Source organism: Paenibacillus solisilvae, assembly GCF_042656405.1.
Taxonomy (GTDB): Bacteria; Bacillota; Bacilli; order Paenibacillales; family Paenibacillaceae; genus Paenibacillus_Z; species Paenibacillus_Z solisilvae.
In genome coordinates, this window is sequence record NZ_JBHSOW010000058.1 from 82517 (window position 1) to 105441 (window position 22925).

Sequence of the window (22925 nt, forward strand, 5' to 3'; positions counted from 1 at the left end):
AATCCATAGACACAAGGAGGCGTAACGAGGTGTCCAATATGACCTCAATACCAGGCCCGTCACGCATGACGACAGAGCCCATCAATCGGACGGTTCGAAGTGAAATCGCCAGAAAGATGCAAAGGCATTGGCAGCTTTATCTATTGATCCTGCTGCCGCTTGTTTATTTTATCCTATTCAAATATGTTCCTATTCTGGGTATTCAGATCGCGTTTAAAGATCTGAGTGCGAAGGTTGGCATCTGGGGCAGCCCATGGGTAGGCTTCAAACATTTTGAAGCGTTTTTCAATCATCCGAATTTTTGGATTCTTATTAAGAACACACTGTTCCTAAGCCTGTATACGCTGGCCATAGGGTTTCCAGCTCCTATCATTTTAGCTCTAATGATTAATGAGTTAAAAAACGGTTTTTTCAAGCGCACGGTTCAAATGGTTACTTATGCGCCGTACTTCATTTCTACCGTCGTCATGGTTTCGATGATCCTGCTTTTTCTGGCACCGCGCATCGGCGTCATTGATCATGTACGGACCGCACTGGGCCTTGAGTCCATTAATTTTATTGGTCAGCCGTCTATGTTCAAGACAATCTTTGTGTTATCTGACGTTTGGCAGTACATGGGGTATAGCGCCATAATTTATATAGCTGCCCTTGCCGGGGTAAACCCGCAGCTTTACGAGGCATCGAAGCTCGACGGCGCAACTAGACTTCAAAAGATCATCCATATTGATCTGCCGAGCATCATGCCGATTATGGTGCTGCTGCTGGTCCTAAGCATGGGTCAGCTGCTGAATATCGGCTTCGAGAAGGTATATCTGCTGCAAAACCCGCTGAATACAAGCTCCTCGGAGATTATATCGACCTATGTCTATAAGGTAGGTCTTGTGCAAGCAAATTACAGCTTCTCGGCGGCTGTCGGATTATTTAATTCATTGATTAACTTGCTATTAATACTGCTTGCCAACTTTGGGGCAAGACGCGCTACAGGATCGGGGTTGTTCTAATATGGCGAAATCGGGGGCTATTCAAGAGCCGTTGTCGGACAAGGTGCTGCTCACCGTCATTTACATCGTATTGTTTGCCGTATTGGCGGTCGTTCTCTATCCGCTCATCTATATTGTGAGCTCTTCGTTCAGCTCGCCGCAGGCGGTCGTGGCTGGAAGGGTGTGGTTCTTCCCTGTCGAACCTTCACTTAAAGGATATTCCGCCGTCCTGAGCAATCCGCGAATATGGTCAGGCTATTCCAACTCGCTTTTCTATATGGGTGTGGGGACCTTAATCAGCGTCTTCCTGACGTTCGCGCTTGCTTATCCATTATCGAAAAAAACGTTTTACGGACGAACCCTGATTATGTATCTGATTATTGTCACCATGATCTTCAGTGGAGGGCTTATCCCGTATTATCTAACGGTGAAGAGCCTTGGCATGATCGATACGCGCTGGGCTCTGTTATTGCCGCAGGCCGTTGCCGTCTGGCAGGTATTCATCGCCAAAACGTTTTTTCAGGAGACGATTCCAGATGAGTTGAACGAGGCGGCAGAAATCGACGGCTGTAGCGATCTAAGGTTCCTCTGGTCGATCGTCCTGCCACTGTCAAAGCCTGTCATTGCGGTGCTTTCGCTTATGTATGCCGTAACCGCATGGAATGCTTATTTTGATGCACTAATTTTCCTGAAAAACGTAAATCTCTATCCGCTTCAGTTGATTCTGCGCGAGATACTCATCCAGAATTCCGTCGATAATTCGATGATGGTGGATGTACGAACAATGGAAGCCAGGCAAGGGATGAAGGATTTGCTGAAATTTTCGCTAATCGTCGTCTCGAGCCTGCCTGTCCTCATCATATATCCATTTGTTCAAAAGCATTTCGTAAAGGGGGTCATGATCGGTTCTCTAAAAGGTTAATCTATACATCAGAAGCATTATCCATTATCCATAATGAATCTGAAGGGGTGTCAGGAATGAGAAAATCATGGAAAATAATGACCAGTGTTATATTGACCGCTGTGTTACTGTTGAGTGCTTGTTCTAAGGAAGATGATTCTACCGGTCAAGGAACGAATGGATCCTCTGAAGACGGAACGGCACCGGTCAAATTGTCGGCATTCATCAATCAATCGCCTAATCTTGCAAGCTTGGATAATCCGTTTACCAAATTGGTGGAAGAGAAAACGAACGTGAAGCTGTCGTTCACGGTCGGACCTCCTAACGATAACAACGATAAGCGAAACGTTCTGATGGCTAGCGGCGATTACCCGGAAGTTTTTCTGAGCGGAAACTTTACGCCCGCCGAGCAGATGAAGTTCGGCAAGCAGGGCGTGTTCCTCCCGCTTAATGATCTGATCGATCAACACGCACCGAATATCAAAAAAATATTTGAAGAGCGTCCGGATTTGAAAGCGGCCGTTACTTCCTCGGACGGCAATATTTACGGTATGCCGCAGGTTAACGAGTGCTATCACTGCTGGTATTCGCAGAAGTTGTGGATTAACCAGAAATGGCTCGACAAGCTCGGATTGGAGATGCCGACGACTACTGAGGAATATGCCGAGGTTTTGCGTGCCTTCAAAACGAAAGACCCTAACGGTAACGGCATTGCTGACGAAGTACCGCTTAGCGGCGCACTCTACACCTGGCATGGCGATATTACGGGCTTTTTGATGAATCCTTTCATTTACAATACAGGCGACGGTCAATCCTTCTCGTATATCCGCGTAAAGGATGGACAGGTACAACTTTCCGCCAATCAGCCGGAATGGAAGGACGGACTTAGTTATCTTGCATCTTTGTATAAAGAAGGCTTGATTGATCCGCAGGCCTTTACGCAAAACCAGGAAGGGCTTCAACAGCTCGGCAATAACGTCGGCGAAACGATTTTGGGCTCCTTTGCGATCGGCCATGTGCAAATGGCGGTAGCCGCAACCGACGAGCGCAACCACGACTATGTAGCCGTTCCGCCGCTTAAAGGACCAAACGGAGTTCAGTTATCAGGGTATTACAAATCGGTTGGCAATCAGGGACGGTTCGTCATTACGGATAAAGCTAGCGAAGAGCAGCAAATCGCCGCTATTAAAATGTTGGATTACCTTTGGACTGAAGAGGGAACAAGGGGGCAAGTATTTTCGCTGGAGGGTCATTCTTGGAGCAAGGCAGCTGCTGGCCAGCTTAACGTGAACGGTGAGCCTGCAATCTATCAGGTGCTTCCTTCCTACCGGAGTGAGACGATTCACACGGATGGCTGGGATCAGGCAGGTCCGGACTTCCGTCCGCGTGAGCGCTTTGAGTCGGAAGCAGTTTCTCAGGATATCCTGTCGCCGGAGGGCTATGAACTGCGCCTGGTAACGGAGACGAAAAAGTATGAAGGCTTTGAGCCGAAAGAGGATGAGATGTTCCCGATCGATATCTTTATCAACACCGAGGACGGCGAGAAAGCCGCGCAATATAAAGCGACAGTGGAGGATTATGTCCGTTCGAACATGCTGCAGTTCATTACGGGGGATAAGGATGTCGAGAAGGATTGGAACAGCTATGTACAGGGCTTCGATGGCCTGAAGCTGAACGAATACTTGCAGATTCTGCAATCCGCGTATGACGCGAACCTGAATAAAATGGAATAACCGTGCTTGCAAATTAATATTAGCGGCCTGTGGCATAGCGCTGCAGGCCGTTCATTCTACCGAAAAGGAAGTGAGACGATTGAAGAGCCAGGAGCTATCACGCATTCAAAATCCTATTTTGCGAGGCTTTAACCCTGACCCATCCATCGTAAGAGTCGGTGATGACTATTATGTGGCAACTTCGACCTTTCAATGGTTTCCTGGCGTACAAATCCATCATTCCCGCGACCTAATCCATTGGCAACTGATCACCCGCTCGCTAGACCGCCAAAGCCAGCTTAAACATCGCTCTGCCGTTGACGATTTTGACGGGGAGAAGCTGGATTTGCAGTGGCAATCGCTTCGGCAGCCGTTTTCCGAAGATTGGCTGTCTGTTAGCGAGAGGCCGAGTTACCTTCGCTTGAAGGGGATGGAATCGCCGAACTCCAGGTTCCGTCATAGCTTAATCGGTCGACGCCAGCAGGCGTTTCATTGCGAGGCAGAGACTGCCGTTGAATTTGAACCGGAAACCTACCAGCAGATGGCGGGCCTTATTTACTATTACAATTCTCAAAACTATTATTACTTGCGAATCGGGTACGATGAAGAAGGAGGAACGAATCTGGGGATTGTGGCTAATGATCACGGAATCTACTTCGAGCATACCGACCCGCATGTTTCGATCCCATCCGGACAACGCGTTTATTTGCGTTTGATTTTGGAAGAATGCAATCTGCAATTCTATTATTCCCTGGACGGAACGGACTGGAGTATGCGACACATCTGGGTGACGGTTATTTTACCGATTGGGGCTTTACCGGGGCTTTCATCGGATTGTGCGCGCATGATTTGACCGGTGGCCGACGCTATGCTGATTTCGACTACTTCCGCTATGAGGAGAAGGAGTGAGTTTAATGGAATCTTCCAATGACTCGTTAAAAGGGTACCATCTTGTATTCGTATGCGGCGAGGACGAGTATGAATCGGAAAACACGATGCCTCGGATAGCCGAGGAGGCTGCGCGGAAGCACGGCGCTTCGGTTACCGTTCTGACGGCTTACCCGAGTGCAGCCAACCCGGAAAATATTCCGGGACTGGAAGCACTGCTAACGGCTGATCTCGCCGTGTTCTATATCCGCTTCCGGCAATTGCCGCAGGAGCAGTTCCGCTATATCAGCGACTATCTGGAGGCGGGCAAGCCGGTGATCGGCTTACGGACGAGCACTCATGGCTTTCAATATCCGGAGGACCATCCGCTTGTTCGCTGGAATGATGGGTTTGGTATCGACGTGCTCGGTGCTCCGTGGATTCGCCATTTCGGCCATTCTTCCTCAACCAGTGTTTCCATCGCATGGGGAGCAGGGAACCATCCGATTCTAGAAGGCATTCCGACTCACTTCGAATGCCGCTCCTGGCTCTATCAAGTGCTGCCTTATCCGCAGGTGGGCGATACGACGCCGCTGCTTAACGGCGCCACGGTGAATCCGGAGGACAACGGGTGGTCGTATACAAGCGAAACGCCGCGCGTTCATCCGGTTGCTTGGACGCGAACCCATTTCGGCGGGGGACGCGTGTTTACGACGACGATGGGGCACCCGGACGATTTCGAGCTGCCGGAATTCCGGCGCCTGCTGCTTAACGGCATTCATTGGGCAGTCGGTGCGGAGTATTTATAAAAGGAGGATCAGTCCATTGAAACAAGTTGCAATTACTGGCATGAAGAAAGCGGAATTGCTGGAACGGGAGAAACCGGCTCTGAAGGAAGGCTGGGCCCTGGTTAAGGTGCATGCTGCGCCAATGTGTGCGGAATATAAGGGGTTTGTCCACGGCGATCATACCGATTGTCTAGGCCATGAAGCGGCAGGCGAGATCGTAGAAGCCGCTCCCGGCAGCAAAGTGAAGGTGGGAGACCGCGTAGTCGTTATGCCTCAATACCCATGCGGCGAGTGCGAAATGTGCGTCGCCGGCGACTTTATATATTGCGAGCATAACCTGCACCATCACGAGCCGACCATGACGCAATATTTGTCCAAACCGTCTTGGCTGCTCGCGAAAATTCCCGATGGCGTAATGTACGAGAAGGCTTCACTTGCTTGTTGCGGTTTGGGGCCGTCCCATGGCGCATTCACGACAATGGGCGTTGATGCATTCTCGACGGTACTCATTACCGGTCTAGGACCTGTCGGCCTTGGAGCGATTGTCAATGCGAAATTCAGGGGTGCAAAAGTTATCGCAGTCGAGATGAACCCTTATCGGGTGAATCTGGCGAAGAAGATGGGCGTCGAGCATATTATCGATCCTCGGGATCCCGATGCAGTGCAGCAAATTAAGGCATTGACCGGTGGAAGAGGTCCGGAGTTCGGACTTGATTGTTCCGGCGTCGTATCCGCGCATCGACTACAAATCGATGTGATCAGACGCAAGGGGAAAGTCGCATTCGTCGGGGAATGTTTCTCTGAGACACCAATTAAAGTAAGTGATGACCTGCTTCGAAAAGGGATTCATCTAATTGGTTCATGGCATTACAATCTCAATGAATTTCCGCAATTGATGAAAGTCATCGAACAATCGCCACTGACGGACCTGCTCATTACACATCAATTTCCGATGAGCCGGATCCAGGAAGCGTTTGAGGTTTCCGCTTCTCAGCAAAGCGGTAAAATCATTTTGAACCCGTGGGAGTGATTAACTAATGAAAGTAGGTATGAATTTACTGCTATGGACGGATAAGCCGAATCCTTCGGAGCATTTGAAGCTGCTTGAATCGATCAAAGAATGGGGCTTTGACGGCGTCGAGCTGGCGGCAGACAATATGGACGCGGGAGATGCTAGAGCATTTGGACTAATACTGAAGGAATTGGATCTCGGTTGCACCGCAATCGCGGCGCTGAACGCTTCAGAAGCCGATCCGGCAAGCCGTGAGTCTCAGCTCCGGGAGAATGCACTTGCGAAGTTGAAACATGCCATCAACAATACGCATCTGCTGGGCGGGAAGGTGCTGTGCGGCCCGCTGTTTCAAGGTCTTGGTCGGTTTACTGGCCGCGGCCCGCAAACCGACGAATGGGACAATGCAGTGGATACGCTCCGTCAGGCAGGCGAGTTCGCCGCCGGGCTGGACATCAAGCTCGCGCTTGAGCCGATCAACCGCTTCGAGATGTATTTGGTCAATACGCTGGAAGAAGGAGTCCGTTTTATCAAACAGGTCGGCCTGCCGAACGTCGGGCTGCTTGCGGATACTCATCACGGGAACATTGAAGAGCTGAACGTTCCGGATGCGTGGAGGAAGGCGGCTGAGCATATTTTTCACGTGCATATATCCGAGAACAACCGGGGCGTTCCGGGCAGCGGACATGCTGTGACAGGGGAAATATTCCAAACACTAAAGGAAATCGGATACGACCAATGGCTGACGATTGAGGCATTTGGTCAGCAGGTGCCGGGCCTCATTTCCCGGTTGCATTTATGGCGGGACTATAGCGAACATCCTGATGACGCCGCAAGACTTGGCGTGCAACATATTCGGAAGCATTTAGCTTAAGGGAGGGGGATGGAAAATGCCTTTCGTACAAACGAACGGAACTGAGCTTCATTACACTGAACGGGGCATAGGCGAGCCGATTATACTTCTTATGGGTCTTGGAGCGCCGGGCAGTGTGTGGGAGGAGCATGTGCGCGCGTATGAGTCGCATTTCCGCTGCATTCTCGTCGATAACCGGGGAACAGGCCGCTCGGCAAAGCCGGAGGGTCCCTACACAACCAAGATGATGGCGGCAGATACGACCGGCCTGCTGGATGCGCTCAAAATCGGGGAAGCTCATATATCCGGCATATCTATGGGGAGCGCGATCGCGCAGGAGATTGCGCTGGCCGCTCCCGGCCGGGTCAGAAGCCTATCGCTTCATTGCTCTTGGCAACAATGTGATAACTACACAAGAAGTGTATTCGAGACGCTGGGCAGCGGTTATTCCCACATGCCGGCAGACGAATTTCAAAAGCTGCTTCAGCTCATTATTTATACACCTTCGTACTTTAACCAGAATGGTGGCAAGCTCGAGGCAGCGCGGGATACGGCGCTGCTTGAGGAGCAGCCGATGCCTGTGCATGCGTTTCTAGCGCAATGCGAGGCATGCATCACCCATCACACGACGGGACAGCTTGGAGCAATAACGGCGCCTACCCTTATTACGGTAGGAGACAGGGATATTTTCACGCCGCTGCGTTTATCTCAGTCGATTGCGGCCGAGATAAAGCAAGCCGAGCTGCATGTCTTCGAAGGCAGCGGCCATACGCATCATTGGGATCGGCTGGAGGATTTCAACCGTCTTACATTGGATTTTTTATTGCGTCATCGAAATTTGGTTTAAAGAAGGAGCGAACAGAATGAATCCTAAACTATCAATAGGCTCGTGGGCGTTTGCCTTCGGTCCCTTCGCACAATCTCCATGGCCGTTCTCGCGAATTTTGCAATACGCCAGCGAAGCGGGCTATGACGGAGTGGAAATTAACGGCTTTGCGCCGCATCCGACGCCGGAGCTTTATCCGACTATGGCCAGCCGCCAAGCACTGCTGAAGGAAATTCGATCTTACGGCCTTGGCATCTCAGGCTATGCACCTGATTTTACCACGGTACCGCCGGCACAATGCGAGCCGGTCCTTTATCTGGAACGGATGGGGGCCTATATTCAGTTTTGCGTGGACCTGGGCATCGATACGATTCGGGTGGACACCGTCAGCCCTCCATCAGAGCTAGTTGAGGCGGAATATGAAGCGCAGTACGCACGGCTTGCCAACACGTGGCGCGCTTCCGCAGAGCTTGCGGCATCCTCGGGCATCCGGATTGTATGGGAGTTCGAGCCTGGCTTCTGGCTGAATAAGCCGTCGGAGGTTAAGCGGTTGGTCGAGGCGGTTAACCATCCGTCCTTCCAGATTTTATTCGATACGAGTCATGCCTATATGAGCGGAGTCATCGGAGCCCGCCAGCCGGGTAGGAAAGAGGTGCTTCCCGGAGGGATCGCGGAATTCGCGAATCTGCTTGACGGTCATATCGGGCATTTCCATCTTATCGATTCCGATGGAACGCTGCATGACGAGGAGACGAGTACGCACGCAGCTTTCGGGGCCGGTGAGATCAATTTCGTTTCGTTCCTGAAGGAGCTGAAGCCGATCGTAACGAACATCGAATGGTGGTGCGTCGACTTTTGCTTTAATGCGGAGGTTGAAGAATGGGGCCGCGAGGCTGTGCCTTACATTCGTAAGGCGATTAAGGAGGCAGAGTAGAGGATGGCAATTTCGTTCGGATTTCAGACCTATACGTGGCAGATGTCCTACGAGAAACATCGCGATCGGCTCGATCACATTCTGGATATCGTACAGCAGGCGGGCGGAGCAGGGGTAGAGCCGGAGGTGTGCATGCTGGGGCGCTATGGTGACGATCCGCTTGCGCTGTCAAACGCACTGGAAGAAAGAGGCTTGCAGCTAGGCGCACTTTGTCTTGCCCTGGCATGGCGTGAAGCCGGCGAGACCGCGGAAGAGAAAGTCGAAGCGGACCGGATTATCCGGTTCTTGAAGCATTTTCCGGAAACGCTGCTCACGATAGTTCAGCTTCCCGGAAAGGATCGCAGCGACTTGGCGAACCGCCAAAAAAACGCTCTATTAAGCATCAATGCAGTCGCCCGGCGTGCTTACGAGGAAGGCATTGTATGCGCCTATCACCCAAACTCCCCAAGCGGTTCAATCTTCCGAATTGAAGAGGACTACCGCATGTTGCTTGACGGAATCGATTCCCGATATTGCGGCTATGCACCGGATACGGGTCATATCGTGAAGGGCGGCATGGATGTCGAGTCGGTATTCCGGGCCTACCGGCCACTAATTAGGCATGTTCATTTTAAAGATATGGAACAGTTAAGCGGACATTGGTCGGCATTGGGGAAAGGCTCGATCAATCATAAGGGCATTGTACAGTATTTGAAGGAGACGGACTATGACGGATGGATCATGGTCGAGGAGGAATCGCAGGAAGCGGGGCGCCAACCCGACCGGGTAACACTTCAGAATGGGATTTACGTCCGGGAAGAGCTGGCTTCATTGGCCTAATCGTAACGGATACGGGTTCAATCCTTCGACCGGGTAGTCTAGCATAGAAGAACTTAAGTAGGAGAGTGGAATAATGAAGCAGCGTATTTATATCGTAGGGACGGGCGCGATTGCCGGTTACCATGCGGAGGCGATCGAGCGTTATGCAGAGTCGGAATCGGGCCGTCCGTTGCTATATGTGACGGATGTAAATAAGGCGGCATTGACGGCCTTTATCCAGCGTTTTCCTTGGGCAGCGCCACTAGACAATTTAGCCTCTATGCTGGACGAGCCTTCCAGAGAGGATGATATCGTTATTGTTGCAACCCCTCCTGTCACTCACGCGGATATTTCCTGTCAAGCACTCCGTTCCGGCCGTCATGTCCTTTGCGAGAAGCCGCTTGCCATGAATCGGGAGGAAGCGGATCTGATGCTGAAGACTGCGGAGGAAGCAGGCAAATGGATTGGCTGCTGTAGCTCCCGCTTTGCAGGCTTGCAGATTACGGAGGAAGTGAAAGGATTGCTAGCACACGGAACGCTTGGGGACGTCTATCAGGTGCAATGGGTTCAGCGCCGTAAGCGAGCAAGGTCGGGGATTGATTACCAGCCTCAGAGCCGTTGGTTCCTAAACCGCGCGGTTAGCGGCGGTGGCACACTCATGGACTGGGGCCCTTATGACATCGCGAGCTTGAACGAGGTACTTCAGCCCGACCGGGTAGAGATTCTTCATGCCTGGATGACCAATCCGGAAACGGGACATCCGGTTGAAGCTGAGGTGCTTTCCGAAGTGGAACAGCATGCAGGGGCGACGATGCGGTTTCATCTAGCTAATGGGGGGAGGGTGACTGTGCAATACGAGCGCGCCGCCTGCTGCCATGGCGAGGAGCGGAGCTTGGCGGAAATCGAAGGGACCGGCGGCGCCGTCAGCTGGGACTGGCTGTGTTTCGATGGACAAGGCGAGCTCAAACACTATTCCGATGTAGGCGGTGATCCGGAAGTCAGCAAGGTTACGGTAAAGAACGCGCAGCTTGGCATGATGGATAAGCCGATCATCTATTTTATGCAGTCGATTGCAGGGCGAGAAACCCCTGTGATTCTCAATGAGCAGGCTGTTTTCAACTTCAGCATACTGGCTGCTATTTACGATTACATCAGAACGGGAGAGGTACAGATTGTCGCAAAGGGGGCGCGGCCATGAACCGGATCTATGCGATGGATACATTTTTCTACAACAGCTTGGGAAACTACCCCTTCAACACCCGTTGCGAAATGCTGTCCGAGCTGGGCTATGACGCGGTCTACTTAACGTTATGGGAAGGGGAAGAGCAGGCTTGGAAGGATCTCAATCGGCTGCCGGATGTAAAAACGGAGTATGGGCTCGAAGTCGCTGCCGTATACGTGGTGCTGGATCTAACGCTGCCGAAGGACCACCCGAATGTTAAAAGGATTATGTCGATGCTGGAGGGGCTGCGAGGGTGCAGCCGGGTCGAGCTGGCGCTCACGATGGGCGATTCTGGGATTGCGCCATCTGATCCAAAAGGAGACCCTCCAGCGCTAGAGCGGCTGTCCGAATTGCTTGTGGCTGCGGAGCGCAATCAGATACAACTTTCGTTGTATCACCATGTTTTCTTTTGGCTGGAGCGATGGGAGGATGCGCTCCGGCTGGTGAAGCAGCTTAACCATCCGCTTCTTGGGATTACGTTCAGCGCGTTCCATTGGTTCGCCGTTGATGGAAAGAATCCGGACATCGCTTTGTCCGATTGCGCGCCTTATTTACATGCAGTTAATCTTTGCGGCAGCCGCAAGCAGTATGAATCTGCGGGGCTGCCTGCTTCAATCGAATGCGTGGATTCGGGCGAGCTGGATATTTTCAATGTACTGGGCGTTCTGAAACGGAAGGGCTATACGGGCTATATCGGATTTCAGGGCTATGGAATGGGCGGTGATACGTATAGCCGTCTTGAGCGGAACCGGGATGCGTACCGATCTATGATGGAGCGGTTGGAACGCCATCCTTCATGGGCTAAGCTCTCGTGAAGCAATCCATATTAGAAAAGGCGGGATGGCTATGATCGGAAGAAATGCGATAAACGATGGTTCCTGAAAGCCTATAATGGCTTTTTTTTCCGCACTTGCGTGCGCGGGCACGCAAGTGTTTCGGAAACCAACTCGATAGAATATTTTTTTTGAAATTGTGTGCGCGGGCACACACTAAGAAGGAGGAATTCAATTGGCTATTGTGGTTCAAAAGCGCGACTACAGCATTCTCGGATCTGAAAATTGTCGCGCCCAAGAGAAAGGGCTGGCCGCTGCGGATTGGTATATGTGTCCGATTCCACGTCCGAAACTGAAGGAGTTGATGAAACGTAAGAATGGCCCAGCGATACGAGATACACTCATTTGGTTCGCGCTGCTCGTTATTGCCGGTTATCTTGCCTACCTTTCATGGGGGACGTGGTGGTCTGTTCCAACCTTTCTGGCCTATGGCATTCTGTATGCAACGTCAGGAGACTCCCGTTGGCACGAATGCGGCCACGGCACAGCTTTTAAGACCCCATGGATGAACGAGGTGATGTATCAGATTGCCTCCTTCATGGTGTTGCGATCCGCGACGCCATGGCGTTGGAGCCATGCCCGGCATCATACCGATACGATCATCGTCGGGCGTGATCCCGAAATTATTGCGGAGCGTCCACCGGTCTGGAAAATCTTACTGATGCAAGTCTTCGATCTGTACGGCGGCCCGATTGAGATTAAGCGTTTTTTCCTGCATGCATTTGGTAGGCTCGAAGAGTCAGAGAAGGCCTATATTCCGGAGATCGAGTATAAGAAAGTTTTTCGCGAAGCGCGGATTTATATGCTTATATTTCTTGCGGTCATCGCCGCATGCTTTTATACCGGCAGCCTTATGCCCGCAATGTTCGTTGGCCTGCCCACCTTCTATGGCTTTATTCTTGTGCTGGGCTTCGGAGTGACGCAGCATCTAGGTCTTTACGAGGACGTACTAGACCATCGGCTCAATTCCCGGACAATTTATATGAACCCTGTGCTGCGGTTCCTTTACTGGAACATGAACTATCACGTTGAACACCACATGTTTCCGATGGTACCGTATCATAACCTATCGCGTTTGCACAAGGAAATAAAGGCGGACTGTCCTGAAGCGCGGCCGAGTTTTCTAGCAGCCTTAAAGGAGGTTATTGCCGCGCTGCGCAAGCAGAAGGAGGATCCGTCATACGTCGTCTTTAAGCCGCTGCCGGATACGGCCCGCCCGTACCGCTATGTCGCAGAACATGAAGAACCAGGGAGGGAACGGGCATGAGTGAACAATGGATCGAGGTTTGCGGCACGGATGACATTGAGGAAGAGGATGTCTGTCGCTTTGATTACGAGGATCGGACATTCGCCGTCTACCGAACGGACAATGACGAATATTACGCCACCGATGGCTATTGCACGCACGAGAGGTTTCATCTAGCCGACGGGCTAGTCATGGGACGAACAATCGAATGTCCTAAGCATAACGGACGCTTCGATATTCTAACCGGAGCAGCACGGCGTGCGCCCGTATGCGTCGATTTGGTGACTTACCCGGTCAAAGTGGAAAAGGGAAAAATCTATCTTTGTATTAAGCGATAAGGAGAATCGTATGAACACAAATGGAATGGTGATAATTGGAGCGGGGGAAGCAGGTACACGGGCTGCGCTCGAGCTTAGAGAACTGGGCTGGAAGGGGGCGATTACGCTCATTGGGGACGAAAAAAGGTCTCCCTACGAGCGGCCGCCGTTGTCCAAGAGCTATCTGACGTCCCAAGAAGCTAGAGAGCCCGCGACGATCGTGAATGTCGATACGCTGAGAGAAAGAGGAATACAATTCCTAACAGGGGATGCGGCTGTTCGCATAGACAGAGACAGACATGAAGTAGAGTTGGCGAGCGGCTCCCGAATTTCGTACGAGCGTTTGCTGCTTGCAACTGGAGCCCGTCCACGGCAGTTACAAACGGGGGGAAGCGGAGACGGACGTCTGCTTTACTTGCGCCGGATCGAGGATGCGGCGGCAATAAGGGAAAAACTTGTTCCCGGTAATTGCATTGCCGTCATCGGAGGCGGGTTTATTGGCCTTGAAACGGCCGCAGCCGCAATTGAACGGGGCTGTCGCGTCACCTTAATCGAGGCGGCGCCACGCATCTTAATTCGAGGCGTTCCGGAAGCGGTTGCAGCAATGGTCGAGAAGCGCCATCGCGCAGCCGGTGTCGAATTCAGGACAGGCGTAGGCATCTCCACAGTCGAAGTTGACGGAGAAGGTGTGGCGGTCATTCTGGCCGACAGCAGCCGGATTGCGGCAGATGCCGTCATTGCCGGGATTGGCGCAGTGCCGGAAACGTCGCTTGCGGAGTCCTGCGGCTTAGATACCGACAATGGCATCAAGGTCGACGAAAGGCTGGGGACGTCGGACTCCCACATATTCGCCGCAGGAGACTGCTGCTCCTTCCCTCATCCACTCTACGACGGAAAGCGGATTCGGCTGGAAGCGTGGCGAAACGCGAAGGATCAAGGCCAGCATGCGGCAGGCAGCATGCTGGGCAAGACGAACCCGTATGACGTTGTGCCTTGGTTCTGGTCTGACCAGTATGAGATGACGCTTCAGGTGTCCGGGCTTGCAGATGCCACAGTCTCAATGATCGAACGAGATCATGGGGAATCGGCCAAACTGTTCTTTCACCTAGATGCTGACGGTCGGCTGATTGCGGCCAGCGGCATGGATCCTGGCGGAGGGATTTCCAAGGAGATCAGGCTGGCCGAAATGCTGATTGAGAAGAGGGCGAAACCTGACCCGGCAGCACTCGCCAACCCAACTGTGCGGTTAAAGGCTCTTTTACGGGAGTGTGAAGTAGGATGATGAAGTCGGATGCATGAGGGATTTGGGCTTCAATGGATCGGCGCGAGACCGCTGTTATCGGATGGCAGATCGACAACGAGTTGAATTGCCATACAAAAGATCAAAAATTAGCCGTGTAAGAAAATTTATCAATAAATAATGATTGATTTACTTAGCGCTTATTTATAATATGTAGTTAAGCGCTTTACCTATTATGATTATAGTAAGTCTATATTATATTTTTATGTTAAAGTATAAAGCGCTTAACGTAATTGTCGAGGAGGAGACTATGAGCACAATTCGGTTAACAATGGCACAGGCCTTATTGAAATTTCTCGATCAACAGTACATTTCCATTGATGGTGTAGAAACGAAGTTCGTAGCAGGGGTAATGGGCATATTCGGACACGGAAACGTGACGGGAATTGGCGAAGCGCTGGAAAGGAGCCCTGGCAGCCTGGTTTTCGTGCAAGGCAAAAACGAACAAGGAATGGCGCACGCGGCGACCGCTTATGCCAAGCAATTGAACCGTACAAGCATCTATGCCTGTACAACATCGATTGGTCCCGGCGCTTTGAATATGGTAACAGCAGCCGGAACGGCGACGGTTAACCGCATCCCGCTGCTGCTCCTTCCGGGAGACAACTTTGCATCCAGACAGCCCGATCCGGTGCTGCAGCAATTGGAAGCCGGACATGACTATACGATTGCGGCGACCGACTGCTTCAAGCCCGTGAGTAAATATTGGGATCGCATCGTGCGTCCCGAGCAATTGATGAGCGCTGCCCTACAAGCGATGCGGGTATTAACGGATCCGGCGGATACCGGTACGGTAACGCTTGCTTTGCCGCAGGACGTGCAGGCGGAGGCATACGCTTACCCGGTATCCTTCTTTGAGAAACGGGTGCATGTCGTGGATCGCCAGCAGCCTTCGACTGAAGCTGTAAAACGAGCGATCGAGCTCATCAGCACAAAGCGCAAACCTCTTATCATAGCGGGTGGAGGCGTGCAATATTCCTTCGCGACGGAAGCGCTTGCCGCATTCGCCGAAACATTTAGCATTCCAGTCGCCGAGACGCAAGCGGGCAAGGGCTCCTTGCCTTGGAAACATCCTTTGAACGTTGGGGGTATCGGCGTAACCGGCGGATTGGCTGCAAACAAGCTGGCCAAAGAAGCGGACCTGATTATTGGCGTCGGGACGCGGTACTCCGACTTTACGACATCCTCCAAATCGGCATTCCCACACCAGGACGTCCAATTTCTGAATATAAACATCAACCGTATGGACGCGGCAAAGCTGGAAGGAACGGCATTGGTCGGAGATGCGAAGGAAGCGATCCGCCTGTTGGCGGAAGGGCTGGCGGAAGCAGGATATGTATCTGCCTATAAGGACGGGGAGATTGCCGGCGTCAACGCGGAGTGGAATGCTGAAGTAGACCGTCTGTATACGCTGGAACGGGAGGACGGCTTTGCGCAAACGCGGGCACTCGGCGTTATTAACGAAACGATTGATGAAGATGCCGTAATCGTCTGCGCTGCAGGCAGCCTGCCGGGCGATCTTCAACGGTTGTGGCGGGTTGGCTCGCCGGGCGGCTACCATATGGAATATGGATTTTCCTGCATGGGATACGAGGTGAGCGGCGCGTTCGGCGCTGCGCTGGCGGAGCAAGGCCGGGAGGTTTATGCCCTTGTAGGAGACGGAAGCTATTTGATGCTTCACTCCGAGCTGGTGACGAGCTTGCAGGAAGGAAGAAAGCTGACGGTATTATTGTTCGACAATCACGGCTACCAATGTATCCATAACCTGCAGCGCGGACATGGAAGCGACGGCTTTGGCAATGAATTCCGCTATCGCGAGTCCGAGACCGGCCATTATACCGGCGGGCCATTGCCCATTGACTTTACGGCACATGCCCGCAGCTTGGGGCTTGCCTCATACAAAGCGTCCAATGCTGAGGAGCTGCGCCAAGCACTGAAGCAGGCGAAGGCTGAAACGCGCTCAACGCTAATCGAAATTCCCGTGCTGGCCGGCACGAATACAGGCGGCTACGAGTCGTGGTGGAACGTCGGCGTTCCAGCCGTATCGGAGAGTGAGAAGGTCGTTGCCGCGCATGAAGAAATGAGCAAAAAGCTGGCACAGGCAAAACCTTATTAAGGAGGAGTTATAGATGGCGTTGTTTCCTTTTCAATTAGGAATTCATCCGATCAATTGGGTCGGCGAAGACGTAAAGGAGCATGGCGAGCATACAACTTACGAGCAAATTATGGACGATATTCAAGCACTCGGCTTGACTGGAACGGAGATAGGCAGAAAGTTTCCGACCGATATCGAGCTGCTTAAGCAAGAGCTTTCGAAACGAAATATTCAGCTTGTCTCCCAATGGAAATCAGTGCTGTTCTCCGATCCCGCCTACCGGGAATCTGAGCTGGAAGCTTTCCGCGCGCATGCCAAGTTTTTGCAGCAAATGGGAAGCAAGGTCATCAGTACCTGCGAAGTAGGAGGATCGCTGCATTTCGATCCCCGCCGGACGCCGAACGAGACCGAAGTTATTCGTCTGGACGAAGCTGGCTGGGAGAGCCTGGCGGTAGGTTTGAATGCTGCCGGTAAAATCGCGCTGGAATACGGGCTGAAGCTGACATACCACCATCATGGCGGAACGGCGATCGAAAGCCCGGAGGAAATCGACAAGCTGATGGCATTAACAGATCCGGAAGCCGTGTCCCTGCTGTTTGATTCAGGCCATGCGTTGTACGGCGGTGCCGAACCGGCGGAGCTCCTTCGTAAGCATTACGACCGGGTCGCTTATATTCATCTGAAGGATGTGCGCATGAATCGGCTTGAGGAATCGAAAGCGTTGGGGGTCGATTTTGTCACTTGCATCCGCAACGGCGTGTTTACCGTTCCGGGAGACGGGAATATCGATTTCCGTCCAATCCTGAATGAGCTTGTCGATCGGAAATACGACGGCTGGGCTTTATTAGAGGGCGAGCAGGATCCGGAAGAGCATCCGGCACGCGAATATGCGGCAAGAGCTATCGAATACCTTTGCTCCCTAATAGGTGAGAAGGAGAGTGTGTAAGTTGTCTACTATTTCTTTCCCTTCCGATAGGAAGTTTGATTTTACGGCGATTGGCCGTCTATGCATCGATCTCAATGCCAACGAGATCAATCGACCGATGGAGCAGACCATGACATTTACGAAATACGTAGGCGGCTCACCGGCAAATATTGCAATCGGGATGAGCCGGCTGGGCAACAAAACGGCATTCATCGGAAAAATCGCGGACGATCAAATGGGCAGATTTATCCGGAACTACCTCGACAATGAGGGGATCGACACGAGCAATGTCGTGACGGACAAGACGGGGGCCGTTACCGGCTTGGCTTTTACCGAGATTAAAAGCCCATTGGAATGCAGTATCCTCATGTACAGGGATAACGTTGCCGATTTACTGCTAAATCCGCTGGAAGTGAGCGAGTCGCTCATCGCGGAAAGTAAAGCGCTGCTCGTTTCCGGCACGGCGCTGGCGGCAAGTCCTTCACGCGAGGCAGTGCTTCTTGCATTAGATTATGCCCGCAAGCATGGCACTACCGTTATTTTCGATATCGATTTCCGTCCTTATTCCTGGGTGTCTCCCGAAGAAACGGCCGTATATTACAACTTGGCTGCGGAAAAAAGCGATATCATCGTTGGAACGCGTGAGGAGTTCGACAGCATGGAGCGCTTCGAGCAAAATCTCGAACACAGCGATCGGTTCACCGCTTCCAAATGGTTCAACCATTCCGCAAAAATCGTCATCATCAAGCATGGCAAAGAAGGTTCGATCGCCTATACGACGGACGGTTTGGAGCATCGGACGAAATCGTACCCGGCCAAGGTCGTCAAAACCTTCGGGGCAGGCGATTCCTACGCGGCTGGCTTCATTTATGGAATTATGTCGGGATTGACGCTTGAGAAGAGCATGGAATTCGGAAGCGCAGCCGCATGTATTGTCATCTCCAGCCATAGCTGCTCGGATGCGATGCCAACGGCAGAGCAAGTCAAGGATTACATCGAACGCTGCAATCGTGGTGAAATAACCGCGAGTTAGGTTGCCGGGTTCATCGCCTTGCAAGCTTACAACTTGAAGAAACGAGGGAATAACATGACGACTACACTTAAAAACTGGATTGGCGGACAATGGGTTGAGGCCTCTTCGGAAAAGTACGACAATGTATATAATCCTGCAACCGAGGAAATTTTGGCGCTTGTTCCGCTTTCTTCCGAAGCAGACGTGGACGCGGCCGTGCAAACGGCAAGAAACGCTTTCGAGACCTGGAGCAAGACGCCGGTTCCAAAACGTGCCCGCGTATTGTTTAAATATCAACAGCTTCTTGTAGACCATTGGGAAGAGCTTGCACGCCTCATTACGACAGAGAATGGCAAAAGCTATGCCGAAGCGTACGGTGAAGTGCTTCGCGGCATCGAATGCGTCGAATTCGCAGCAGGCGCTCCGACGCTCATGATGGGCAAGCAGCTGCCTGATATCGCAACGAATTTGGAATCCGGCATGTACCGCTACCCGATCGGCGTCGTTGGAGGCATCTCGCCATTCAACTTCCCGATGATGGTTCCTTGCTGGATGTTCCCGCTCGCGATTGCTTGCGGAAACACCTTCGTCCTGAAGCCTTCGGAGCGTACGCCGCTGCTTGCTAACCGCCTTGCCGAGCTATTCCACGAAGCGGGATTGCCTGCGGGCGTGCTCAATGTCGTCCACGGGGCGCATGACGTGGTTAACGGCATTTTGAAGCATCAGAACGTGCAGGCTATTTCCTTCGTCGGCTCACAGCCGGTTGCCGAATATGTATACAAAACGGGCACTTCTTACGGCAAACGGGTTCAAGCGCTTGCCGGCGCCAAAAACCATTCGATCGTAATGCCTGACGCGGATCTTAAGCTCACGGTTAAAGAAATCGTCAGCGCGGCATTTGGCTCGGCGGGCGAGCGCTGTATGGCTTGTGCCGTCGTCATCGCAGTCGGCGAAGTCGGCGATGAACTGGTACGCAGATTGTCCGAAGCAGCCGACAACATTACAATCGGCAACGGACTGGAAGAAGGAACGTTCCTGGGTCCTGTTATTCGCAAGCCTCATAAGGAAAGAACGATTGGCTATATTGAGTCCGGCGAGACCGAGGGCGGCTTGCTCGTGCGTGACGGCCGCAAAGACGCTGCCGCCCAATCCTCCGGTTATTTCGTAGGACCGACCATTTTCGATCAAGTTAGCTGCGAGATGAAAATTTGGAAAGATGAGATCTTCGCTCCAGTCCTCTCCGTCGTGAGAGCAGAAACGCTGGAAGAGGCGATTGCGATTGCAAACCGTTCGGAATTCGCCAACGGCGCCTGCTTGTTCACAAGCAGCGGCAGCAGCGTAAGGCAGTTCCGCGAGTCGATTGACGCAGGCATGCTTGGGATTAACCTTGGCGTACCTGCTCCAATGGCATTCTTCCCGTTCTCGGGCTGGAAAAAATCGTTTTACGGCGACCTTCATGCCAACGGGACGGACGGCGTAGAGTTCTACACTCGCAAAAAAATGGTAACCGCTCGCTGGTAATCGCGGCATAAGCTTGGAGGGTGATCCGAAATGTCTTTAGTATCGATGACTGACATGCTTCGCACGGCGAATGCGGGCGGCTATGCCGTCGGTCAATTTAATTTGAACAACCTAGAATTCACGCAGGCGATTCTGACTGCCGCCCAAGAAGAGGCTTCTCCGGTTATCCTCGGTGTAAGCGAGGCTTACATTCCTTATATGGGAGGTTTGCCTTACATCTACGGCATGGTGAACACGTTGATCGACCATTACGGAATTACGGTACCCGTCGCTTTGCATTTGGACCATGGCTCCTCTTACGAGGTATGTATCCGGGCGCTTAAAGCGGGCTTTACCTCCGTTATGATCGATGCTTCGCATCATTCGCTGGATACGAACATCGAGACGACGCAAAGGGTAACGGATGTCGCCCATGTGCTAGGCGCTTCTGTCGAAGCGGAGCTGGGAAAAATCGGCGGACGCGAAGATGATTTGGAAGTGCTGGAAGTCGAAGCTTCCTATGCGGAAACGGCGGATTGTGTACGAATGGTAAAGGAGACGGGCATCGATTGCTTGGCTCCCGCACTTGGTTCCGTTCACGGCCCGTACCGCGGCCAGCCAAAGCTGGGGTTGGATAGGATGAAGGAAATTCATTCGCTTACGGGAGTGCCGCTCGTACTTCACGGTGGAAGCGGTATCCCCGAAGCGGAGATCCGGGAGGCTATCGCCTCGGGAACGGCCAAAATCAACGTCAATACGGATAATCAAACCGTCTTTACGCAGGCGATCCGGAACTATTTGCATAACCATCCAGAAACCTATGATCCAAGACATTATTTAAATCCGGCGCGCGAAGCGATCAAGGCTGCCGTTCGAGACAAAATGAGGCTATTCGGCAGCTCAGGACAAGAGAAAGGCGGACGAGTATGAAGAAAATTAAAATTGGCATCATCGGTGCAGGAAGAATCGGCAAAATCCATACAGACAATTTAAGAAGACAACCGCAAGCGGAAATCGTTGCGATCAGTGATCTGTTTGCCGGTCCAGAGCTGACAGAGTGGGCGCTGGAAAGAGGCATTCCCATAGTGACGAAGGACAGCGACGAGCTGCTGGCTAATCCGGATATAGACGCCGTTTTCATTTGCTCTTCAACGGATACGCATGTGCCGCTTATTAAACGTGCAGCACAGCAGGGCAAGCATATTTTTTGCGAAAAGCCGGTTAGCATGGACATACGGCAGACAGAGGAAGCGCTGGAAGAGGTTCGCAAGGCCGGAGTTCAGCTACAAGTTGGCTTCAACCGCCGCTTCGATCATAACTTCAAGCGGATCCGCGAGTATGTGAAGGCTGGAGCGATCGGCGAAACACATCTGATCAAGATTACCTCCCGCGATCCTGCTCCTCCGCCGGAATCCTACATTAAAGTATCGGGCGGTATCTTCATGGATATGATGATCCATGATTTCGATATGGCTCGATTCCTCTCTGGCAGCGAGGTAGAAGAAGTATTCGCACAAGGCAGCGTGCTAATCGATTCTGTCTTCGGCAAGCATGGCGACGTCGATACGGCGATCGTTACGCTCCGCTTCGCAAACGGCGCGCTTGGCGTTATTGATTGCAGTCGCAAAGCAGTTTACGGCTATGACCAACGTGCCGAAGTATTTGGGTCGAAAGGTTCTGCAGCAGCAACGAATGATCACCCTAATACGGCTGTCATCAGCACGGAAGATGGCGTCATCAGTGAAAAGCCGCTTCATTTCTTCCTGGAGCGCTACAATTCGGCTTATATCGAAGAGACCGAGCAGTTTATCAATGTTTTGCTTCAAGGCGGTGAGGTTTCGGTCAGCGGAGCGGATGCCTGCCAAGCCGAGAGAATCGCGTTGGCTGCGAAGCTGTCGCTACGCGACAACCGCAGCGTGAAGCTGTCGGAGCTTAAGGAATTGAAAGGGGGGGTGTGATCAAATGAGCAAACTGATTGTGAGCCCGGAGCGTCAGCCTTCGGGATTGGACCCCATCCTTTCGATTACTCCGGAATCAGCAGGCTGGCGCTATGTCGGTTTCGAAGTCTACCAATTGAACCCGGGGGAAAAGCTAAGCAGAGCAACAGCAGGCAACGAAGTATGCTTGGTGCTGCTCGGCGGATTGGCCAACGTGGCGACGGCAAAATCCTCATGGATGAATATCGGGCAAAGAATGAACGTCTTCGAGCAGACGCCGCCTTATTCTGTCTACGTTCCGAATGACGACCGGTACGAGCTTGAGGCACTAACGAAAGTGGAGCTGGCTGTATGTGAAGCACCCGGTAAAGGCAACTATCCCGCGCGCCTGATCGCGCCAGGAGACGTCGGTGTCGAAATACGGGGAACGGGAACGACGCAGCGGTACATTCACAATATTTTGCCCGAGCACAAGCCTGCCGACAGCCTGCTTGTCGTGGAAGTGTTTACGCCGGAAGGACATTGGTCTAGCTATCCGCCCCACAAGCATGATCGCGACGCGCTTCCCGAGGAGTCGCTGCTGGAGGAAACCTACTATTACCATGTGAAGCCTGAGCAGGGCTTCGCCATCCAGCGCGTCTATACGGATGTCCGCTCGCTGGATGAGACTTTGGCAGTCAAAGACGGCGAAGCGGTGCTTGTTCCGAAAGGGTATCATCCCGTTTCGGCGCCTCCGGGCTACCAGGTCTACTATCTCAACGTTATGGCGGGTCCGACCCGAATCTGGAAGTTCCATAACGATCCGGATCATGCATGGATTGCATCAAGGCAGCAGCTGTAATCTCCATTATGTTTGCAAATTATTTGCAA

At 52.3% G+C, this 22925-nt stretch carries 23 protein-coding genes and 1 pseudogene; all 24 read left to right on the top strand.

All coding sequences use genetic code 11. The annotated features are described in order from the left end of the window. Positions 1–38 precede the first annotated feature (38 nt). The 24 genes and pseudogenes from ACFPYJ_RS15945 (at position 39) to iolB (ending at position 22896) form a co-directional block, all read left to right on the top strand. Positions 39–1001 (top strand): ABC transporter permease, encoded by a 963-nt coding sequence (locus ACFPYJ_RS15945; protein WP_379189185.1) that lies wholly within the window; start codon positions 39–41, stop codon positions 999–1001. Position 1002: 1 nt separating this feature from the next. Continuing rightward, positions 1003–1902 (top strand): carbohydrate ABC transporter permease, encoded by a 900-nt coding sequence (locus ACFPYJ_RS15950; RefSeq protein WP_379189154.1) that lies wholly within the window; start codon positions 1003–1005, stop codon positions 1900–1902. Between the two features lie 56 nt (positions 1903–1958). After that, a complete protein-coding gene (locus ACFPYJ_RS15955) occupies positions 1959–3614 on the top strand; it encodes an ABC transporter substrate-binding protein (RefSeq protein WP_379189155.1) in 1656 nt (551 codons plus the stop codon). 70 nt (positions 3615–3684) lie between these two features. Next, a pseudogene (locus ACFPYJ_RS33160) lies at positions 3685–3894 on the top strand (family 43 glycosylhydrolase); the annotation flags it as partial. A gap of 45 nt (positions 3895–3939) precedes the next feature. Further along, positions 3940–4446: a beta-xylosidase family glycoside hydrolase gene (locus ACFPYJ_RS15960; RefSeq protein ID WP_417629237.1), complete on the top strand. Its 507-nt coding sequence runs from the start codon at positions 3940–3942 to the stop codon at positions 4444–4446. Next, positions 4428–4502 carry a hypothetical protein gene (locus ACFPYJ_RS15965; protein ID WP_379189186.1) on the top strand — a complete coding sequence of 25 codons (75 nt, stop codon included), beginning with the start codon at positions 4428–4430 and terminating at the stop codon, positions 4500–4502. Before ACFPYJ_RS15960 ends, ACFPYJ_RS15965 begins: the two co-directional genes overlap by 19 nt. A gap of 5 nt (positions 4503–4507) precedes the next feature. Then, complete coding sequence (locus ACFPYJ_RS15970; RefSeq protein ID WP_379189157.1) at positions 4508–5269, top strand: ThuA domain-containing protein; 762 nt, start codon at positions 4508–4510, stop codon at positions 5267–5269. Positions 5270–5285: 16 nt separating this feature from the next. Further along, a complete protein-coding gene (locus tag ACFPYJ_RS15975) occupies positions 5286–6278 on the top strand; it encodes a zinc-dependent alcohol dehydrogenase (protein WP_379189158.1) in 993 nt (330 codons plus the stop codon). Positions 6279–6285: 7 nt separating this feature from the next. Then, entirely contained in the window at positions 6286–7131 is an 846-nt protein-coding gene (locus ACFPYJ_RS15980; RefSeq protein ID WP_379189159.1) for a sugar phosphate isomerase/epimerase family protein, read from the top strand. A 16-nt stretch (positions 7132–7147) separates the two neighbouring features. Beyond that, on the top strand, positions 7148–7957 hold the full coding sequence (locus tag ACFPYJ_RS15985) for an alpha/beta fold hydrolase (RefSeq protein WP_379189160.1): 810 nt from the start codon (positions 7148–7150) through the stop codon (positions 7955–7957). Positions 7958–7973: 16 nt separating this feature from the next. Beyond that, positions 7974–8870, top strand: coding sequence for a sugar phosphate isomerase/epimerase family protein (locus ACFPYJ_RS15990; protein ID WP_379189161.1), 897 nt, complete (start codon positions 7974–7976; stop codon positions 8868–8870). A 3-nt stretch (positions 8871–8873) separates the two neighbouring features. Continuing rightward, entirely contained in the window at positions 8874–9689 is an 816-nt protein-coding gene (locus tag ACFPYJ_RS15995) for a sugar phosphate isomerase/epimerase family protein (protein ID WP_379189162.1), read from the top strand. A 73-nt stretch (positions 9690–9762) separates the two neighbouring features. Next, on the top strand, positions 9763–10866 hold the full coding sequence (locus ACFPYJ_RS16000; protein WP_379189164.1) for a Gfo/Idh/MocA family protein: 1104 nt from the start codon (positions 9763–9765) through the stop codon (positions 10864–10866). Beyond that, a complete protein-coding gene (locus ACFPYJ_RS16005) occupies positions 10863–11705 on the top strand; it encodes a sugar phosphate isomerase/epimerase family protein (RefSeq protein ID WP_379189165.1) in 843 nt (280 codons plus the stop codon). Before ACFPYJ_RS16000 ends, ACFPYJ_RS16005 begins: the two co-directional genes overlap by 4 nt. Positions 11706–11907: 202 nt before the next feature. Then, entirely contained in the window at positions 11908–12990 is a 1083-nt protein-coding gene (locus ACFPYJ_RS16010) for a fatty acid desaturase family protein (protein ID WP_379189187.1), read from the top strand. Beyond that, positions 12987–13307, top strand: coding sequence for a MocE family 2Fe-2S type ferredoxin (locus ACFPYJ_RS16015; protein WP_379189166.1), 321 nt, complete (start codon positions 12987–12989; stop codon positions 13305–13307). Before ACFPYJ_RS16010 ends, ACFPYJ_RS16015 begins: the two co-directional genes overlap by 4 nt. A 10-nt stretch (positions 13308–13317) precedes the next feature. Continuing rightward, complete coding sequence (locus ACFPYJ_RS16020) at positions 13318–14568, top strand: NAD(P)/FAD-dependent oxidoreductase (protein WP_379189167.1); 1251 nt, start codon at positions 13318–13320, stop codon at positions 14566–14568. 268 nt (positions 14569–14836) lie between these two features. Beyond that, the gene (gene iolD, locus ACFPYJ_RS16025) at positions 14837–16702 is read left to right on the top strand and encodes a 3D-(3,5/4)-trihydroxycyclohexane-1,2-dione acylhydrolase (decyclizing) (protein WP_379189168.1); all 1866 of its coding nucleotides are present in this window, start codon (positions 14837–14839) and stop codon (positions 16700–16702) included. A gap of 13 nt (positions 16703–16715) precedes the next feature. Beyond that, positions 16716–17627 carry a myo-inosose-2 dehydratase gene (iolE, locus tag ACFPYJ_RS16030; protein WP_379189169.1) on the top strand — a complete coding sequence of 304 codons (912 nt, stop codon included), beginning with the start codon at positions 16716–16718 and terminating at the stop codon, positions 17625–17627. A 1-nt stretch (position 17628) separates the two neighbouring features. After that, on the top strand, positions 17629–18639 hold the full coding sequence (gene iolC / locus ACFPYJ_RS16035) for a 5-dehydro-2-deoxygluconokinase (RefSeq protein WP_379189170.1): 1011 nt from the start codon (positions 17629–17631) through the stop codon (positions 18637–18639). A 54-nt stretch (positions 18640–18693) separates the two neighbouring features. Beyond that, complete coding sequence (locus tag ACFPYJ_RS16040; protein WP_379189171.1) at positions 18694–20139, top strand: CoA-acylating methylmalonate-semialdehyde dehydrogenase; 1446 nt, start codon at positions 18694–18696, stop codon at positions 20137–20139. Between the two features lie 30 nt (positions 20140–20169). Next, positions 20170–21048, top strand: a complete 879-nt coding sequence (gene fba, locus ACFPYJ_RS16045; RefSeq protein WP_379189172.1) for a class II fructose-1,6-bisphosphate aldolase — start codon at positions 20170–20172, stop codon at positions 21046–21048. Continuing rightward, positions 21045–22076, top strand: coding sequence for an inositol 2-dehydrogenase (iolG, locus tag ACFPYJ_RS16050; RefSeq protein ID WP_379189173.1), 1032 nt, complete (start codon positions 21045–21047; stop codon positions 22074–22076). The genes fba and iolG overlap by 4 nt, the downstream gene beginning before the upstream one ends. A gap of 4 nt (positions 22077–22080) precedes the next feature. After that, complete coding sequence (gene iolB, locus ACFPYJ_RS16055) at positions 22081–22896, top strand: 5-deoxy-glucuronate isomerase (RefSeq protein ID WP_379189174.1); 816 nt, start codon at positions 22081–22083, stop codon at positions 22894–22896. Positions 22897–22925: the final 29 nt, after the last annotated feature.

Excerpts from the sequence above, each read along its gene's own strand:
- ACFPYJ_RS15945 (WP_379189185.1), top strand. The coding sequence starts at position 39 with ATGACCTCAATACCAGGCCCGTCACGCATGACGACAGAGCCCATCAAT.
- ACFPYJ_RS15950 (WP_379189154.1), top strand. The coding sequence starts at position 1,003 with ATGGCGAAATCGGGGGCTATTCAAGAGCCGTTGTCGGACAAGGTGCTG.
- ACFPYJ_RS15955 (WP_379189155.1), top strand. The coding sequence starts at position 1,959 with ATGAGAAAATCATGGAAAATAATGACCAGTGTTATATTGACCGCTGTG.
- ACFPYJ_RS15970 (WP_379189157.1), top strand. The coding sequence starts at position 4,508 with ATGGAATCTTCCAATGACTCGTTAAAAGGGTACCATCTTGTATTCGTA.
- ACFPYJ_RS15980 (WP_379189159.1), top strand. The coding sequence starts at position 6,286 with ATGAAAGTAGGTATGAATTTACTGCTATGGACGGATAAGCCGAATCCT.
- ACFPYJ_RS15985 (WP_379189160.1), top strand. The coding sequence starts at position 7,148 with ATGCCTTTCGTACAAACGAACGGAACTGAGCTTCATTACACTGAACGG.
- ACFPYJ_RS15990 (WP_379189161.1), top strand. The coding sequence starts at position 7,974 with ATGAATCCTAAACTATCAATAGGCTCGTGGGCGTTTGCCTTCGGTCCC.
- ACFPYJ_RS15995 (WP_379189162.1), top strand. The coding sequence starts at position 8,874 with ATGGCAATTTCGTTCGGATTTCAGACCTATACGTGGCAGATGTCCTAC.
- ACFPYJ_RS16000 (WP_379189164.1), top strand. The coding sequence starts at position 9,763 with ATGAAGCAGCGTATTTATATCGTAGGGACGGGCGCGATTGCCGGTTAC.
- ACFPYJ_RS16005 (WP_379189165.1), top strand. The coding sequence starts at position 10,863 with ATGAACCGGATCTATGCGATGGATACATTTTTCTACAACAGCTTGGGA.
- ACFPYJ_RS16015 (WP_379189166.1), top strand. The coding sequence starts at position 12,987 with ATGAGTGAACAATGGATCGAGGTTTGCGGCACGGATGACATTGAGGAA.
- ACFPYJ_RS16020 (WP_379189167.1), top strand. The coding sequence starts at position 13,318 with ATGAACACAAATGGAATGGTGATAATTGGAGCGGGGGAAGCAGGTACA.
- iolD (WP_379189168.1), top strand. The coding sequence starts at position 14,837 with ATGAGCACAATTCGGTTAACAATGGCACAGGCCTTATTGAAATTTCTC.
- iolE (WP_379189169.1), top strand. The coding sequence starts at position 16,716 with ATGGCGTTGTTTCCTTTTCAATTAGGAATTCATCCGATCAATTGGGTC.
- ACFPYJ_RS16040 (WP_379189171.1), top strand. The coding sequence starts at position 18,694 with ATGACGACTACACTTAAAAACTGGATTGGCGGACAATGGGTTGAGGCC.
- fba (WP_379189172.1), top strand. The coding sequence starts at position 20,170 with ATGTCTTTAGTATCGATGACTGACATGCTTCGCACGGCGAATGCGGGC.
- iolG (WP_379189173.1), top strand. The coding sequence starts at position 21,045 with ATGAAGAAAATTAAAATTGGCATCATCGGTGCAGGAAGAATCGGCAAA.
- iolB (WP_379189174.1), top strand. The coding sequence starts at position 22,081 with ATGAGCAAACTGATTGTGAGCCCGGAGCGTCAGCCTTCGGGATTGGAC.